Origin of the sequence: Paenibacillus thailandensis (genome assembly GCF_042685365.1) — a bacterium.
Lineage (GTDB): Bacteria > Bacillota > Bacilli > Paenibacillales > Paenibacillaceae > Paenibacillus_AP > Paenibacillus_AP thailandensis.
In genome coordinates this window covers 1-13,823 of record NZ_JBHUMY010000015.1, presented here as the reverse complement: position 1 = coordinate 13,823, position 13,823 = coordinate 1, and the positions used below count along the sequence as shown (strand labels likewise).

Annotated in this window: 18 protein-coding genes; 16 read left to right on the top strand and 2 right to left on the bottom strand. The window is 52.0% G+C overall.

Annotated features, from left to right (window positions below; genetic code table 11):
* Positions 1 to 78: 78 nt before the first annotated feature.
* The 5 genes from ACFSW5_RS14910 (at position 79) to ACFSW5_RS14890 (ending at position 2,076) form a co-directional block, all read left to right on the top strand.
* Complete coding sequence (locus tag ACFSW5_RS14910) at positions 79 to 348, top strand: phage holin family protein (protein ID WP_379274535.1); 270 nt, start codon at positions 79 to 81, stop codon at positions 346 to 348.
* Positions 341 to 1,078, top strand: a complete 738-nt coding sequence (locus tag ACFSW5_RS14905; protein ID WP_379274533.1) for a C39 family peptidase — start codon at positions 341 to 343, stop codon at positions 1,076 to 1,078. Before ACFSW5_RS14910 ends, ACFSW5_RS14905 begins: the two co-directional genes overlap by 8 nt.
* Before the next feature lie 107 nt (positions 1,079 to 1,185).
* Positions 1,186 to 1,383, top strand: coding sequence for a hypothetical protein (locus ACFSW5_RS14900; RefSeq protein ID WP_379274531.1), 198 nt, complete (start codon positions 1,186 to 1,188; stop codon positions 1,381 to 1,383).
* A 47-nt stretch (positions 1,384 to 1,430) separates the two neighbouring features.
* Positions 1,431 to 1,706, top strand: a complete 276-nt coding sequence (locus tag ACFSW5_RS14895; protein ID WP_379274529.1) for a YolD-like family protein — start codon at positions 1,431 to 1,433, stop codon at positions 1,704 to 1,706.
* 58 nt (positions 1,707 to 1,764) lie between these two features.
* On the top strand, positions 1,765 to 2,076 hold the full coding sequence (locus tag ACFSW5_RS14890) for a YqaE/Pmp3 family membrane protein (RefSeq protein ID WP_379274527.1): 312 nt from the start codon (positions 1,765 to 1,767) through the stop codon (positions 2,074 to 2,076).
* A 43-nt stretch (positions 2,077 to 2,119) separates the two neighbouring features.
* Here ACFSW5_RS14890 and ACFSW5_RS14885 read toward each other — a convergent pair whose 3' ends face one another.
* Positions 2,120 to 2,269, bottom strand: coding sequence for a hypothetical protein (locus ACFSW5_RS14885; RefSeq protein WP_379274525.1), 150 nt, complete (start codon positions 2,267 to 2,269; stop codon positions 2,120 to 2,122).
* Positions 2,270 to 2,486: 217 nt separating this feature from the next.
* Here ACFSW5_RS14885 and ACFSW5_RS14880 point away from each other — a divergent pair, with 217 nt between their 5' ends.
* The 10 genes from ACFSW5_RS14880 to ACFSW5_RS14835 all read left to right on the top strand — a co-directional run bounded on the left by ACFSW5_RS14880 (position 2,487) and on the right by ACFSW5_RS14835 (position 12,014).
* The gene (locus ACFSW5_RS14880) at positions 2,487 to 2,912 is read left to right on the top strand and encodes a hypothetical protein (protein ID WP_379274523.1); all 426 of its coding nucleotides are present in this window, start codon (positions 2,487 to 2,489) and stop codon (positions 2,910 to 2,912) included.
* A 27-nt stretch (positions 2,913 to 2,939) separates the two neighbouring features.
* Positions 2,940 to 3,434, top strand: coding sequence for a hypothetical protein (locus ACFSW5_RS14875; protein WP_379274521.1), 495 nt, complete (start codon positions 2,940 to 2,942; stop codon positions 3,432 to 3,434).
* 273 nt (positions 3,435 to 3,707) lie between these two features.
* Entirely contained in the window at positions 3,708 to 4,088 is a 381-nt protein-coding gene (locus ACFSW5_RS14870; protein ID WP_379274519.1) for an ATPase, read from the top strand.
* Positions 4,089 to 4,571: 483 nt separating this feature from the next.
* On the top strand, positions 4,572 to 5,258 hold the full coding sequence (locus tag ACFSW5_RS14865) for a metal-dependent hydrolase (RefSeq protein ID WP_379274517.1): 687 nt from the start codon (positions 4,572 to 4,574) through the stop codon (positions 5,256 to 5,258).
* A gap of 62 nt (positions 5,259 to 5,320) precedes the next feature.
* Entirely contained in the window at positions 5,321 to 5,608 is a 288-nt protein-coding gene (gene gatC / locus ACFSW5_RS14860) for an Asp-tRNA(Asn)/Glu-tRNA(Gln) amidotransferase subunit GatC (RefSeq protein ID WP_379274515.1), read from the top strand.
* Positions 5,609 to 5,640: 32 nt separating this feature from the next.
* Positions 5,641 to 7,098 carry an Asp-tRNA(Asn)/Glu-tRNA(Gln) amidotransferase subunit GatA gene (gatA, locus tag ACFSW5_RS14855; RefSeq protein ID WP_379274513.1) on the top strand — a complete coding sequence of 486 codons (1,458 nt, stop codon included), beginning with the start codon at positions 5,641 to 5,643 and terminating at the stop codon, positions 7,096 to 7,098.
* A gap of 49 nt (positions 7,099 to 7,147) precedes the next feature.
* The gene (gatB, locus tag ACFSW5_RS14850; protein WP_379274510.1) at positions 7,148 to 8,590 is read left to right on the top strand and encodes an Asp-tRNA(Asn)/Glu-tRNA(Gln) amidotransferase subunit GatB; all 1,443 of its coding nucleotides are present in this window, start codon (positions 7,148 to 7,150) and stop codon (positions 8,588 to 8,590) included.
* 153 nt (positions 8,591 to 8,743) lie between these two features.
* Complete coding sequence (locus ACFSW5_RS14845) at positions 8,744 to 9,451, top strand: MgtC/SapB family protein (RefSeq protein WP_379274507.1); 708 nt, start codon at positions 8,744 to 8,746, stop codon at positions 9,449 to 9,451.
* Between the two features lie 209 nt (positions 9,452 to 9,660).
* Positions 9,661 to 10,098 carry a peroxide-responsive transcriptional repressor PerR gene (gene perR, locus ACFSW5_RS14840; protein WP_379274505.1) on the top strand — a complete coding sequence of 146 codons (438 nt, stop codon included), beginning with the start codon at positions 9,661 to 9,663 and terminating at the stop codon, positions 10,096 to 10,098.
* Positions 10,099 to 10,283: 185 nt separating this feature from the next.
* The gene (locus tag ACFSW5_RS14835; RefSeq protein ID WP_379274537.1) at positions 10,284 to 12,014 is read left to right on the top strand and encodes a glycosyl hydrolase family 18 protein; all 1,731 of its coding nucleotides are present in this window, start codon (positions 10,284 to 10,286) and stop codon (positions 12,012 to 12,014) included.
* 68 nt (positions 12,015 to 12,082) lie between these two features.
* Here the strand turns inward: ACFSW5_RS14835 and ACFSW5_RS14830 are convergent, their stop codons facing one another.
* Complete coding sequence (locus ACFSW5_RS14830) at positions 12,083 to 12,460, bottom strand: YgzB family protein (protein WP_379274501.1); 378 nt, start codon at positions 12,458 to 12,460, stop codon at positions 12,083 to 12,085.
* A 363-nt stretch (positions 12,461 to 12,823) separates the two neighbouring features.
* Between ACFSW5_RS14830 and ACFSW5_RS14825 the strand changes: the two genes are divergently transcribed.
* Positions 12,824 to 13,414, top strand: coding sequence for a hypothetical protein (locus tag ACFSW5_RS14825; RefSeq protein ID WP_379274499.1), 591 nt, complete (start codon positions 12,824 to 12,826; stop codon positions 13,412 to 13,414).
* Positions 13,415 to 13,823 lie beyond the last annotated feature (409 nt).

The window sequence follows — 13,823 nt, the reverse complement described above, 5'->3', positions numbered from 1 at the left end:
GCGATCGGTTTATTTATTTCCGCCGTCGGTCTTATTTGGAAGTTCACAAACTAATCAAATTTGAGAGGATGATCGAACATGGAATGGAGCGCTATTCAAAACCTTATTGATCCGCAATTACTTATTGTTGTCGCCGTGTGCTGGGTTATCGGCTATATCTTAAAGCAAACGCCGCGCGTGCCGGACTGGACCATTGTCTACGCGGTCGGCATCGTCGGTGTGATCGCTGTCTGTCTGATGCTCGGATGGTCGGTGGAAAGTATTCTTCAAGGCGTCCTGTGCGGAGCTGTGGCCGTCTACGGCAATCAGTTGGTCAAACAGGCGGTAAAGGGGAGCCAAGATGAGTAATATCGTCTATTACAGCCAAGAGGATTCGCGGTGGAGAAATATCTTGTACTCCATCCGAAACGACAAGACGCAGACGATCGGCACGTCGGCATGCGGCCCGACATGCGCGGCGATGGCGATCAGCTCGCTAACCGGCAAAGAGCTGCTCCCGCCGGCGGCCGCCGCCTACGCCGTAGAAAACGGGTACCGGACGGCGAACAGCGGTACGGCATGGGGCTTTTTCTCCAGCATTGCGAAGCAGTACGGCCTTGAAGTCATTCAGACGGGGAGCCTCGACCAGGTGCTCGTTGCGCTCGCGGCGGGGAAACTGGTGGTCGCATCAATGCGGCCGGGGCACTTTACCGGCGGCGGCCACTTCATTCTGCTGGTTGATGTAAACCAAAGTGACGGCGTCAACTGGATCGATGTTTACGATCCGAACCACGACAATACGAAGTACGGCGCCGACGGGCTGGTCGATCAGGGCGTCCGCAATGACGGCAAGGTGACGGCCAAAGAATCGGTGTTCCGGAAAGAGGCTGGGCAGTATTGGATATTCGATAAACCCGAAGAGGAGGGTGAAGAGGAAATGGATAAAGCCATTGTCTATGTAAACGGGAAAAAGATTGCAGATGGCCTCTTCGACAACAAGGCGGGGGTTACTTATGTTCCTGTAAGAGCCGTTGTTGAATCGTTTGGTGCTTCTGTGAAATGGGACGGCAAACAAAAACGCGTAGATATAACTAAGTGACGGAGAAGCCCACTGACCACGTCGGTCAGTGGGCTTTTTTGGTTCTTGCATAACGAACATACGTTTGCATATAATGGGAACATACATTCGTGTGTGAGGTGGCTGGAGTGGAGAAGTATATCGGCAAGGTCGTGCAACTCATTTATATCGATCGCAAGCATCAGGTCAGCATAAGGGATGTTCGCTTACTCTCGGTTAAAGATGATCGCTTCAAGGCTTATTGCTTCTCGGCGAAAGCCGTCCGCGTATTCAATATGGCCGGCGTTGTTGACGTCGAATTGATTAAAAACAGGGAGTGGGCGTAGTGGAGGCAAAGCGATTAACCGGAAATGGCTTTTGGGAGTCCAGCCGTATGATGTTACCGGAGCATAAAGCGGCGATCAATGAATTGGATCGTATAAGCAAAAAGAAGATTAAGCCGGATCTCGATACTGATGCAATCGAAGAAATCGAACGCGTGATAGCTTCTTCCTTGGAGGAGCGGACGGAGGTAACGCTAACGGTATTCGACCCGTTCGAGGAGCTGCAAGTGGTCGGCATTGTCGAGCGCGTGGACGTACTCCAGCACCGGATTATGGTCGATGGGGAATGGTTCAGGATGTCGGATATTATCGGGGCGGGAGCGTGACAGACTCATCCATATTGAGGTAATATATAGAAAAGGATGATCTGAGGGGGATTTTAGTTTGAGGTATTTCTTTGCTATTATTTTACCGCCGATCGCAGTATGGTCTACCGGACGATTCTTTGCTGGTCTACTAAATCTTTTTCTCACGTTTTGCGGTTGGCTTCCCGGAATAGTGCATGCACTCTTTGTAGTTAACCGTTATTATGCAGACACCAGGCAAAAGGAAATGATTAATACGATCCGAGGGATGAATCAACCAAATTTTCAATACGACTTAAGGGATGCTAAAAAGATTAGAAAGCAATTAACGGAAGATATGCGCTCCGAAGGGGTAGCCCTCTCTAAAAACGAAATGCAAGTTAAACCTTAAAAGGATAAACCCACTAGCCTAAACGTTAGTGGGTTTATCGCTTCTATTTAAATAGTCTACGGTTCAGTTCTTCCTTATAGGTCATCAGCCGGCGAAAGCGGAGCGATCCGGGCTTCCGGAGATGAAACGGAATGCAGCTGAACTGGACAGCTTTTCGAGTGTAATACGTGATTCGGTCAACGTTTGATTTCATAAAAGTGTTCCTCCTTTTCAAACCGTGGGAAAACTCACTCAAATAATACTCGCTTCCCACACTTTACCCACAAATTTAGTTTTAATGGCCTTTTTAGGCTTAGAAAATACTAACCTCGTTAGACATTTTTAAGCCCGAGATGCCTTGATAATATTGAATATCTTTAATTGGCTTTTACTCCGTTAGAAAATACCGGATCTACCAAGGGGATGAGCCCGTGAAAAACATACTCGTGTTCGTTTTGTTTGCGGGAATCGTCTGTTGGATGATGTTTTCGCCGATTTACAAGCATGTGCTGATCGTCCGGCAGGCCGTCTTGCAGCAGGAGGTCGATTACTTGCTGGAAGTCGGCGCGAGCGGCGCATACGGCTACATCTCCGACGCCATGCTGGACGAGTCGCGCCGCAGACTGGAGCGATTCGGGCTGAAGCCGGACGAAGTCGAATTCGAAGTCGGGACGACGGACGGAAGCGACGGCGGCGATCCCTCCCGGCCGCTGCGCCGCGGAACGGGGATAAGCCTTGCCGCTTCCTATCCATACGAAGATCTTCTGCGCATCGATACGTTAATCGGCATCGCCGTACCGTCGGAGGATGATCGTCTGCGGGCTTACGGAATACGGATGAGCGAATACGTGCCTTAATACAACCGGAAGGAGCCGCTGGTCGCGATGTATAAACTGATGCTCATCGTGCTGATGGCTGGGCTTTGGATGACCGCTCAAGCGCTGCAAATCGACGAAGAGATGGCCATGCAGCTGCTTGATCAGAGCAAGCGGGCCGTCAACCGCGCCGCCCATGCAGGGGCGCAGCAGCTTGACCGCGAGGCGCTGGCGGAAGGGAGGCTCAGGATCGATCCGGCTGCGGCGTCGGATTATGCGATGGCTTATTTGCGCGGCAACCTGCAGCTCGACGAGGCCGGCGCGCCTCTCCCGAACTCCCCTTTGAAAGAACCGGTCCGGGTGCTCGCGTTGGACGTCATCAATGACGATCATTCGTTTCCTTACGTTTACCGCAATGAAACGTACGATTTTGAAGCCGTGCTGGACAAGCCGGGGGTCGTTTTTATCGTGCGGGTCGCGTATCCGAGAATTTTTGCCGCGCTCGATCCGATCGAATGGGATATCAAGGGGGTGTCCGAGCTCGTATTTATGGAGGAACGATAGTTTTCAAAAACCGGCCAGGAAAGGGGGGAACAAGGAGCCGAAAGGACACCGCACGGCCGTTACGGAAGCGGACGGAAAGGTGAAATTCACAAAGGGAAAAAAGTGTACTGCCGGTAAAACGGCTGGCATACATATGTTCATACGCGAGTGCAGGGCGATCGTTAGACGGGAAAGACAAGCAGCACGCCGCTTGGAATGGACACCGCTATCAATTTTTAGTAGGATATTAATAGATTAGAATTATTAGCGGCTGACAGACAGGAGTGAAGTGAGATGCTGAAGCTGGGGTCTAAAATCGTCATTGTAACCGACCAATATGAGCAGAATCTTCCCATCGGGGAATATGGCTATATAATTGCATATGATCGCAATCAGGACAACGTCTTCGACTATGTGGTACGCATCCCGAGCGTAGGCCGCAATTTTCTTGTGCCGGAATCCGATATCGAGCTGGAGCATCTGCTCATTCAGCAGGAGGTGGACCGCATCGAGCGGGAAGCCCTGATCGATTACGCGCTGGCAACTTATAACGAAGAGCTGTTCAAGCGGATCATGAACGGCGATCAAGAGGAGCCGGAGACGGAGCCAAGCGGCAAAGAAAACCAAAGCAGGGAAGACTTCATCCGACAGATCAATTTGAAAGCCTGGATCTAGTCATGCGTAATTAGAGAGGGGAGGCCCGCGAAATGCGGGAAGCCCCTCTTTTTGTTGCTGCTGCCGGCTGGCATCTCCGGTTATGTCGGTTAATGATTATTGCCGGAGGCGTTGCCTTTTTTGTCGGACGTTTTGCTTTGCGTATTTTTGCGGGCATGCCCTTGCTGTTTGGCCATTGTCGGTTGCTCCTTCGCTGATGTATGAACGCGTGTGCTATCCTTGAACTTGCCTCGATAGAGGTTTTTATATGGTTTGCGTTTTTTTCGATGTTATTCGCAAGGCCGGTTCGTACGGAATGGTTTTGCTCTTGGAAAAAAGGTACAATGAGAACAAAGTTAAGATCTATATAAGTTGAACGAATGAACTTCCTTGACTAAGCCAAATGGAATGGAGAAAGGGAATCCCTTTCGGAATGGAAGGGCCGTCAAAGTTTAGTTCAACTTGTATAACAATTTATATAAATTGAAGAAGGAGGCTTTTTCCATGAAAATTACGTATCACGGCCATTCGAGCATCCAAATCCATGCAGGCGGGAAGTCGCTCATGATCGATCCTTTTTTGCGAGGCAATCCGAAAGCGGTAACTTCCCCGCAGGATATTAAAACCGACGCCGTACTTCTGACGCACGCGCATACGGATCATATTCTCGATGCGGAGCCGATCGCGAAGCATAACGGAGCGCCTATCGTCGCGGCCGTAGAACTGGCTGACCATTTCGCGAATAAAGGGCTGGAAACGATCGATATCAATATCGGAGGCACCGTCGACTTTGGATTTGCGAAGGCGAAGATGGTCCAAGCGTTCCACAGCTCCGGCATTACGCTGGAGGACGGATCGGTCGTGTACGGCGGCCAGCCGGGCGGCTATATCGTTCAAGCCGATGGCTTCACGATATTGCATCCGGGCGATACGGCGCTTTTTGGCGATATGAAGATGATCGGCGACCGTTATAATATCGATGTCGTGTTTCTGCCGATCGGCGACAAATATACGATGGGACCGGAGGACGCGCTGCAAGCGGCGGAATGGTACGGAGCCAAGCTTGTCGTTCCGATTCACTACGATACGTTCGATGCGATCCGCCAGGATGCGGAGCTATTCGTTCAATCGCTCGAAGCCCGCGGCATGAAAGGCAAAGTGCTAGGTATTGGCGAACAATTGTCTTTGTAATGCGGAGCTTCCGTAAGCTATAATAGGAAGATGATTTTGGTGGATGATGAGGAGGTTTAGGAATGGGCATCTCGATGCAAGACGTAGAGCATGTCGCGAAGCTGGCGAGGCTCGAGCTGACGGACGAGGAGAAGGAAACGTTTAACGGCCAGCTGAACGCCATTTTAAAATACGCTGAAAAGCTGAATGAGCTGGATACGGACGGAGTCGAACCGACAAGCCACGTGCTGCCGTTGATGAACGTCATGCGGGAGGACGACGCGCGTCCTTCGCTGCCGATCGAAAAGGTGCTTCTTAACGCGCCCGACGAGGAAGACGGCCAATTTAAGGTTCCTGCAGTACTAGAATAACGGATGGAGACGATGGAAGGGAGGAACTACTGTTGGCACTTTTTGATATGCGCCTGCAGGAATTACATAACAAGCTGAACGCCAAGGAGCTTTCGGTCAAGGAGCTGGTGGACGCTTCGTACAGCCGTATCGGGGCGACCGAACCTGCGATCAAGGCGTTTCTCACACTAAACGAAGAGGGCGCCCGCGCGCAAGCGGACAAGCTTGACCGGCAGCTGCAGGAAGGTGCGGAACGCGGCTTGCTGTTCGGCCTGCCGGCCGGCATTAAAGACAATATCGTGACCGAGGGGCTTCGCACGACTTGCGCAAGCCAATTCTTGAGCAACTACAATCCGATTTACGACGCGACGGTAGTCTCGAAGCTGAATGCCGCGCAGTCGGTTACGATCGGCAAACTAAACATGGACGAGTTCGCGATGGGCGGCTCGAACGAAAATTCCAGATTCTTCCCGACGCGCAACCCATGGAACACCGATTACGTGCCGGGCGGCTCGAGCGGCGGCTCCGCCGCTTCCGTCGCGGCCGGACAAGTCTATTTCGCGCTTGGCTCCGATACCGGCGGCTCCATTCGCCAGCCGGCCGCTTATTGCGGCATTGTCGGGCTGAAGCCGACGTACGGGCTCGTATCGCGGTTTGGGCTCGTTGCGTTTGCGTCGTCGCTTGACCAGATCGGCCCCCTTACGAAAAACGTCGAGGACTCGGCGTACGTGCTGCAGGCGATCGCCGGCTACGACCGGATGGACTCGACTTCCGCGAATGTCGACATTCCGGATTATACAAGCGCTTTGACCGGCGACGTCAAAGGCTTGCGGATCGGCGTGCCGAAGGAATATTTGGGAGAAGGAATCGACCCGCGCGTCAAGGAAGCGGTGCTCGAGGCGCTGAAGGTGTACGAAAGCATGGGCGCGACTTGGGAAGAGATTTCGCTCCCGCATACGGACTATGCGATCGCGACTTATTATTTGCTTGCTTCGTCGGAGGCATCGTCCAACCTCGCCCGGTTCGACGGGGTTCGTTACGGCGTGCGCGCCGACAATCCGGACAATCTGATCGATCTGTACCGCAAATCGCGCAGCCAAGGATTCGGTCCGGAAGTGAAGCGCCGGATTATGCTCGGAACGTACGCGCTCAGCTCGGGCTATTATGACGCTTATTATTTGAAGGCTCAGAAAGTCCGCACGCTGATCAAGCAGGACTTTGACAAAGCGTTCGAGCAATACGACATCCTGATCGGGCCTACGGCTCCGACGCCGGCTTTCCGTATCGGGGAACAGGTCGGCGATCCGCTGACGATGTACCTGAACGATATTTGCACGATTCCGGTCAGCCTGGCGGGCGTGCCGGCAATCAGCATTCCTTGCGGCTTTGCGGACGGGTTGCCGGTCGGCCTGCAAATTATCGGCAAGGCGTTTGACGAAACGACCGTGCTGCGCGCCGCGCATGCGTTCGAGCAGCACACCGATCATCATAAGCGGCGCCCGCAGCTGTAGAGCCGTATGGCTTTCTGCAGAAGCGAAGCGAAGGAAAGGAACGATAGCAATGTCTGAAACGAGCAAATACGAAACGGTCATCGGGCTCGAAGTGCACGTGGAGCTGCATACGAACAGCAAAATTTTCTGCGGATGCTCCACGTCCTTCGGAGCTCCGCCGAATACGCATACTTGTCCGATCTGTCTCGGACATCCCGGCGTGCTGCCGGTTCTGAACCGGCAAGCGGTCGAATACGCCATGAAAGCGGCGATGGCGCTCAACTGCGAAATTGCCGACATCACGAAGTTTGACCGCAAAAACTATTTTTACCCGGATTCTCCGAAAGCTTATCAAATTTCGCAATACGATCAGCCGATCGGCCGGAACGGCTGGATCGACATCGAAGTGAACGGCGAAACGAAGCGTATCGGGATTACCCGCCTCCACCTGGAAGAGGATGCCGGCAAGCTGACGCACGTGGACGGCGGTTACGCTTCGCTGGTTGACTTTAACCGGGTAGGAACGCCGCTTGTCGAGATCGTTTCGGAGCCCGACATCCGGACGCCGGAGGAAGCGAAAGCTTATTTGGAGAAGCTGAAGGCGATCATGCTTTATTGCGAAGTGTCCGATGTGAAAATGGAGGAAGGCAGCCTGCGCTGCGACGCGAACATCAGTATCCGGCCTTGGGGGCAAAAGGAATTCGGCACGCGCGCCGAGCTGAAGAACATGAACTCCTTCCGGGGCGTGCAGCGGGGACTTGAATACGAGCAGCTCCGGCAGGCTCAAATATTGGACGAAGGCGGCGAAGTCGTTCAGGAAACCCGCCGTTGGGACGAAACGCAAGGGAAGACGTTTTCGATGCGCGGGAAGGAAGAGGCGCACGATTACCGTTACTTCCCGGACCCCGACCTCGTACGCCTGCATATCGACGCCGAATGGAAGGAGCGGGTGCGCAGCTCGATTCCGGAGCTTCCGGACGCGCGCAAAGCCCGTTATACGTCCGAATACGGCCTTCCTTCCTACGACGCGGAAGTCATTACGGCCTCCAAGAAGCTGGCCGATCTGTTCGAAGAAAGCTTAAACTATACGAAGGATGCGAAAGCCGTATCCAACTGGATTATGGGCGACCTCCTCGGTTATTTGAACATGAACGGCTTGGAGCTTTCGGACGTAAAGATTACCGGCCAAGGCTTGGGCGAAATGATCGGGCTTCTCGAAAAAGGCACGATCAGCAGCAAAATCGCCAAAACCGTGTTTAAAGCGATGCTGGAAAGCGGCAAGCTGCCTCAGCAGATCGTCGAGGAGCAAGGCCTCGTCCAAATTAGCGACGAAAGCGCGATTCAGGCCATCGTAGAAAGGATCGTCGAAGCGAACCCGCAATCGGTGGAAGATTACCGCGCCGGCAAAGAGAAAGCGATCGGATTCCTTGTCGGCCAGATTATGAAAGAAACGAAAGGCAAAGCGAATCCGGCGATCGTAAACAAGCTTCTAATCGAGAAGCTTAAAGCATAAGTATTAACCAAGAAAGGAGCATCCTGAATAAGGAGCTCCTTTTTTGCAAACCGCCGCCAAGGCAAGGTTCAAGACCGGAGCCGGCAGTCGTTTCTAACGTTTCCGCATATTCTGTATTCTACATCTTTTTATAGAGAGGACGATCTTGCTTCGATGCCAATTGTTACAGATAATCCGTGGTCTATTAGCGAATTAGATATTCTTATCCGGCTTGTTCTTGCCGTTGTGCTGGGCGGCTCGATCGGCTTGGAGCGGGAGCAGTCGAATCATGCCGCAGGTTTGCGCACGAATATATTGGTCTGCTTGGGCTCGTGCCTGCTCATGCTGCTTTCCATATACGGCTTTGCCGCATTTGTCGACGAGCCGAACGTACGCGTCGACCCGGCCCGTTTGGCGGCCGCCGTCATTACCGGGGTCGGTTTTCTGGGAGCCGGCACCATATTGTTTACGGGAAAATCGATAACGGGCTTGACGACCGCCGCGTCCCTGTGGGTAGTGTCGGCTATTGGGCTGGCGGTGGGGGCGGGCTTTTATTTCGCGTCGGTTTCCGTTACCGTTATCGCGCTGCTTGTTTTGTATGCTTTTAATAAGCTGGAGAAAAAATTTATCGCCGCCCGTTCGGAAAAGCTGCTGATCATCCGGCTCGACGAACGGTCCGCCGTGTTGGGAAAAATTCATGCGCTGCTGACCGAACGGCAAATTGCCGTCCGGAAAATGGTCATCGAAGAAGACGGGGAAGCGGCCGGTCTCGGGCAGATCAAGCTGCACTTTTATGTCAGGCTGCCGAAATCCGAAGCCGACTTGCCTTTATTGGACAGCTTGAAGCGTCTGGAAGGCGTCCATGCCGTAAGCTCGGAATAATCGGGTTAGCCAAGACGAAACATGTTGCCGCTTTTCGCAGCGTATAGTTTTAAGGAGTGGGCAAAATAAAATCGCTGCCCGGAACAAGCGCTGTTTGAACTTGGTAAGGCGCTTTCATTGACAAAATCTTTTCAATCGCCTTACAATAGTAAAAGAGAACTAATACAGAATAAGAACGATTATTATTAAAGATGAAAGGCGTGAAGGGAATGGGAGCCAACGTAAACGCGGCACTTGAACAATTGAAAATGAACGGCGTCCGGATGACCCCGCAACGTCACGCCATCCTTAGCTACTTAATGAACTCGATGTCGCATCCGACGGCTGATGAAATTTACAAGGCGCTGTCGCCAAGCTTTCCTAGCATGAGCGTAGCCACGATCTATAACAATTTAAGATTGTTTGTGGAAGCAAACTTGGTGAAGGAGTTGACCTTTGGCGACGATTCCAGCCGGTTCGACGCCGACATGACCAACCATTACCATGCGATCTGCAAAAAATGCGGCTCCATTGTGGACTTTCATTATCCGCCGCTGCTCGACGTGGAGACGGCAGCCTCGCAAGAAACCGGCTTTACGGTAGAGGGTCACCGGATGGAAATCTACGGCATATGCGGCTCCTGCAGCCATGCCGCTCCTCGGCATTAATTGCTCTGCTCTCATTATTAACCTATCTTCAGAATAAGCGTACGAGAAGGCGACTTAAGACTGTCGCTTGGCTGTGCGCTTTTTTCATTAAAGGCAACAATTTTATCGTTCAACGCGTCATTAGACAAGGGCGACGAGTCCGTATCGCTTAACTCACTAAATAGGAGCGTGAAGTTTTGGAAACGATGTACACCCGGATACGGCCGAGGCGGAAGAGGAGACGAGCCGGGCGTCATTTTTTTGTTTTTTTTCTGCTTGGACTTTTTGCCGTTGTAGGATGGTACATTTATTTAAACTATATTCCGAATAATAAGATCGTGAAGCCGGATTATCCGTTTAAGCATACGATTATGGTCGAAGGGCAAGCGGCGGCCGAAGGGGCGACGCTCCGAAACGGGGAGATCCTGCTTCCCGTGGATGTGCTGAACGAGGCGTTAGGGCCGGACAAGCCTATTTATTACGAGCCGGATACGGGCTCCATCGTGATGACCACGTCGGATAAAGTGCTCCGTTTGCGTACGGAATCGTTGACCGCGACGATCAACAGCAAACCGTATCAATTAACGGTCGCGGCGGAGGTCGAGGATGGCATCGTATATGTTCCGGCAACGCCTTTGAAAGAGCTGTACGGGATTGATGCCGAATACGCGGAACAAACCGGAATTGTTACGCTGCTCCGGGCAGGCAAGGCGATTCAATTGGCGGAAACTAAGTCTGAGGAAGGGGCCTCCATCCGCTTAGGGGCCAGCATTCGCGAGCCGATTGTCGAGCAAGTTCCCGCCGGCGGAGTCATCCGGGTATGGGACTCCGGGAACGGCTGGCTATTTGTGCAAGGTCCTAGCGGAAATCCCGGCTATATCGCCTCGAAAGACGTTACGCTCACGGCGGAAGACGTTCCGGAGGAGCCGGAAAGCAACGATTCCTTTGTCCCTTGGGATGCTAAGGACGGCCCCATTAACTTGACATGGGAAGCAGTGTATAACCGCAACCCCGATCCGGCGGGCATTCCGAAGATGGAAGGCGTCAACGTCGTTAGTCCTACCTGGTTTGAACTGCAGGACGGGAAAGGAACGGTCAAAGGCAAAGCCGATCCTGCGTATGTCCGTTGGGCGCACAGCCAAGGCATGCAGGTATGGGCGGTGTTCAGCAACGGTTTTGAGCCGGAGCGGACGACGAAAGCGTTGGCAAGCGCAGACACCCGTTTTTATATGATCCAGCAACTGGTTGCTTTTGCCGAACTTTATAAGCTTCAGGGGATTAACATCGACTTCGAGAACGTGCATACGTCGGATAAGCAAAATCTCGTGCAATTCGTGAAAGAGCTGACTCCTCTGCTTCACGAGCAAGGGCTCGTCGTATCGATCGACGTCACGCCTAAATCGACCAGCGAAATGTGGTCTCTGTTTCTTGATCGTGCGGCTTTGGGCAAAACCGTCGATTATATGATGCTAATGGCTTATGACGAACATTGGGCTTCCAGCCCGACGGCCGGCTCCGTCGCTTCGCTTGGGTGGACGGAGCAATCGCTTCTGCGGATCTTGGAGGAAGACGGCGTGCCGCCTGAGAAGCTCATCCTCGGCATGCCTCTTTATACCCGGATATGGACGGAGACGAAGGATGAGAGCGGAGCGGTAAAGGTAACGTCCAAGGCGGTAGGCATGGAGCAGGTGCGGAGCATTATAGCGGAGAAAAAGCTTAAACCCGCATACGATGCAGACAGCGGCCAAAACTACGTGGAATATAAAGAAGGGAACGCGCTTAACCGGATTTGGATTGAAGATGAGGTATCCATTAAAGCGAGGGTGGCTTTGGCCCGCAAGTACGGTCTGGCCGGCGTGGCGACATGGCAGCGCGGGTTCCAGGCGGATGACATTTGGAAGACGATTCAGGAAGCGTTGCAGGGACAAACGAAATAATCTTTTTTATTCGATTAAAACAGCGGCATCATCTTCGCGATGATGCCGCTGCTGCATTTAGGATTGCTTTATGGATTAGACTCGGATGCCGCAGTTGTTTCGCGAGGGAGATGAGTGGCTTGGGCGGGATCCAACGTCAACATCGTTTTGCAGAACATGCAGCGGTCGGTTTTGCCCAACATTTTCGTAGGCTTGCCGCACTCCGGGCATTCCAGCATCGTTGCGCTCGTCGACATCATGCCGGCCCAGAAATAGACGATAACGCTTATAAGCAGCGATATCATCCCGATGACCATAAAGATTGCCGCTATAATTTTGCCGGCTTGGCCCCAGAAGACGATTCCGGCGGTACCCAAAATCATGACGCCCATGCCCGCCATCGTAAAGATAAGGCCCCATAAACGAAACTCATTGATCTTGGCCGATTTGAAAAAGAACTTGTCCATAACATCCAATCCTTTCTAAAAGCAAATCAAGCTTTCAGTTTCTCGTTTGACAAGCAGGAAAGTTAGATGAAGCTGTCGAACATTAATGATGTAGAATTTCATTATAGCCTAAAAAGGGGCAAAAAAGCCATATAGAGGCAAAAAAGAACAGGCAAGCGGAAACGGATTGCCGTCCTGGCCAAAAGGACGAACCGTTCCGGTTGCAAGTATAAGGCGAATAATAAAGAGAATCTATAACCCTTATACTTCGAGAAGCATAGTCCGGATCTGTTATCCATTGCCGGGTCGAAAGAAGCATGCATTTTGATTTCGGTTTGCAATACATGTCTAATTCGTTCAATGGTTGTTCGGGGGGAGATATTGTTGGACAAGCGAGGCTATTTCGGCCAATTGCAGGAGCAGCCGGTTGAAAATGCCGGATTTAAGCGGGAGCGCCGGTTATTGGAGGCTTTTGCGAAGTTTTTAAAGGAATATTCGATTGCCAAGCAGCATCTGCAGGATCAGCATATATTGGACGCGCATTCGCATATCGTCGCCGCTCTCCATCATTGGGCGCGCATCGTCCTGGCGGAATGCGGCCAGGAACCGGCTCAGGCGATATGGGTCCAGCTTCGCAGCGTGCATCCCGGAATCTACAAGCTGTACGAGGAGTTGACCGCTAGTCCGGAGACGCTCCAACAACGGGTGGAGCTTGCCCTCTTGGCCAGCGAGTTTTCCGTTATGTCTAAGATGAAGGACTGCTGTGCGATTGTTCTCGATATTTTGGAGAGCCGGAAAGAACCGTGGTCGCTGGAGGAACTGTACAAGCATCCGAAGCTTGAAGGGATTGAGGCGGATTTGGCGCTTGTTATGGGGAAGCTTGCGAAGCGATTCTTCATTAAAGAGGTTGCCGTAATGCCGGCATCGGAAGATCCGGACGGATTGGAGCTCCGCTATCAGAAAGCGGCGAATTAATACGAGCTAGTCCCTCTTCCGTTCCGGCAACGGGCGGGGGATTGTTTGATTGTAAGCGATGTTTAGGTTGGGTTTGAATTTTTTTTAGAAAAAAGGTTGACTATACGATGAAGCCCATGATATATTATATCTCGCCGCTTTTGAAAGCGACTTTGATGACGAGATGATGAAGAATGAACTTCTCATCGCTTCGACAAAAAAATGTCGAAACTCAAAAAAAAGTGCTTGCAATGAGATAGGCGAATGTGATATATTATAAAAGTCGCCGCTGAGAGACGCGGTGATAACGAAAGAAACGATTGTTCTTTGAAAACTGAACAACGAGCGAAACTGCCCCGTTAATCCTTCGGATTAATGGAAAAGCGATAAAACAAATGAGCAAGTCAAACTTTTTTGGAGAGTTTGATCC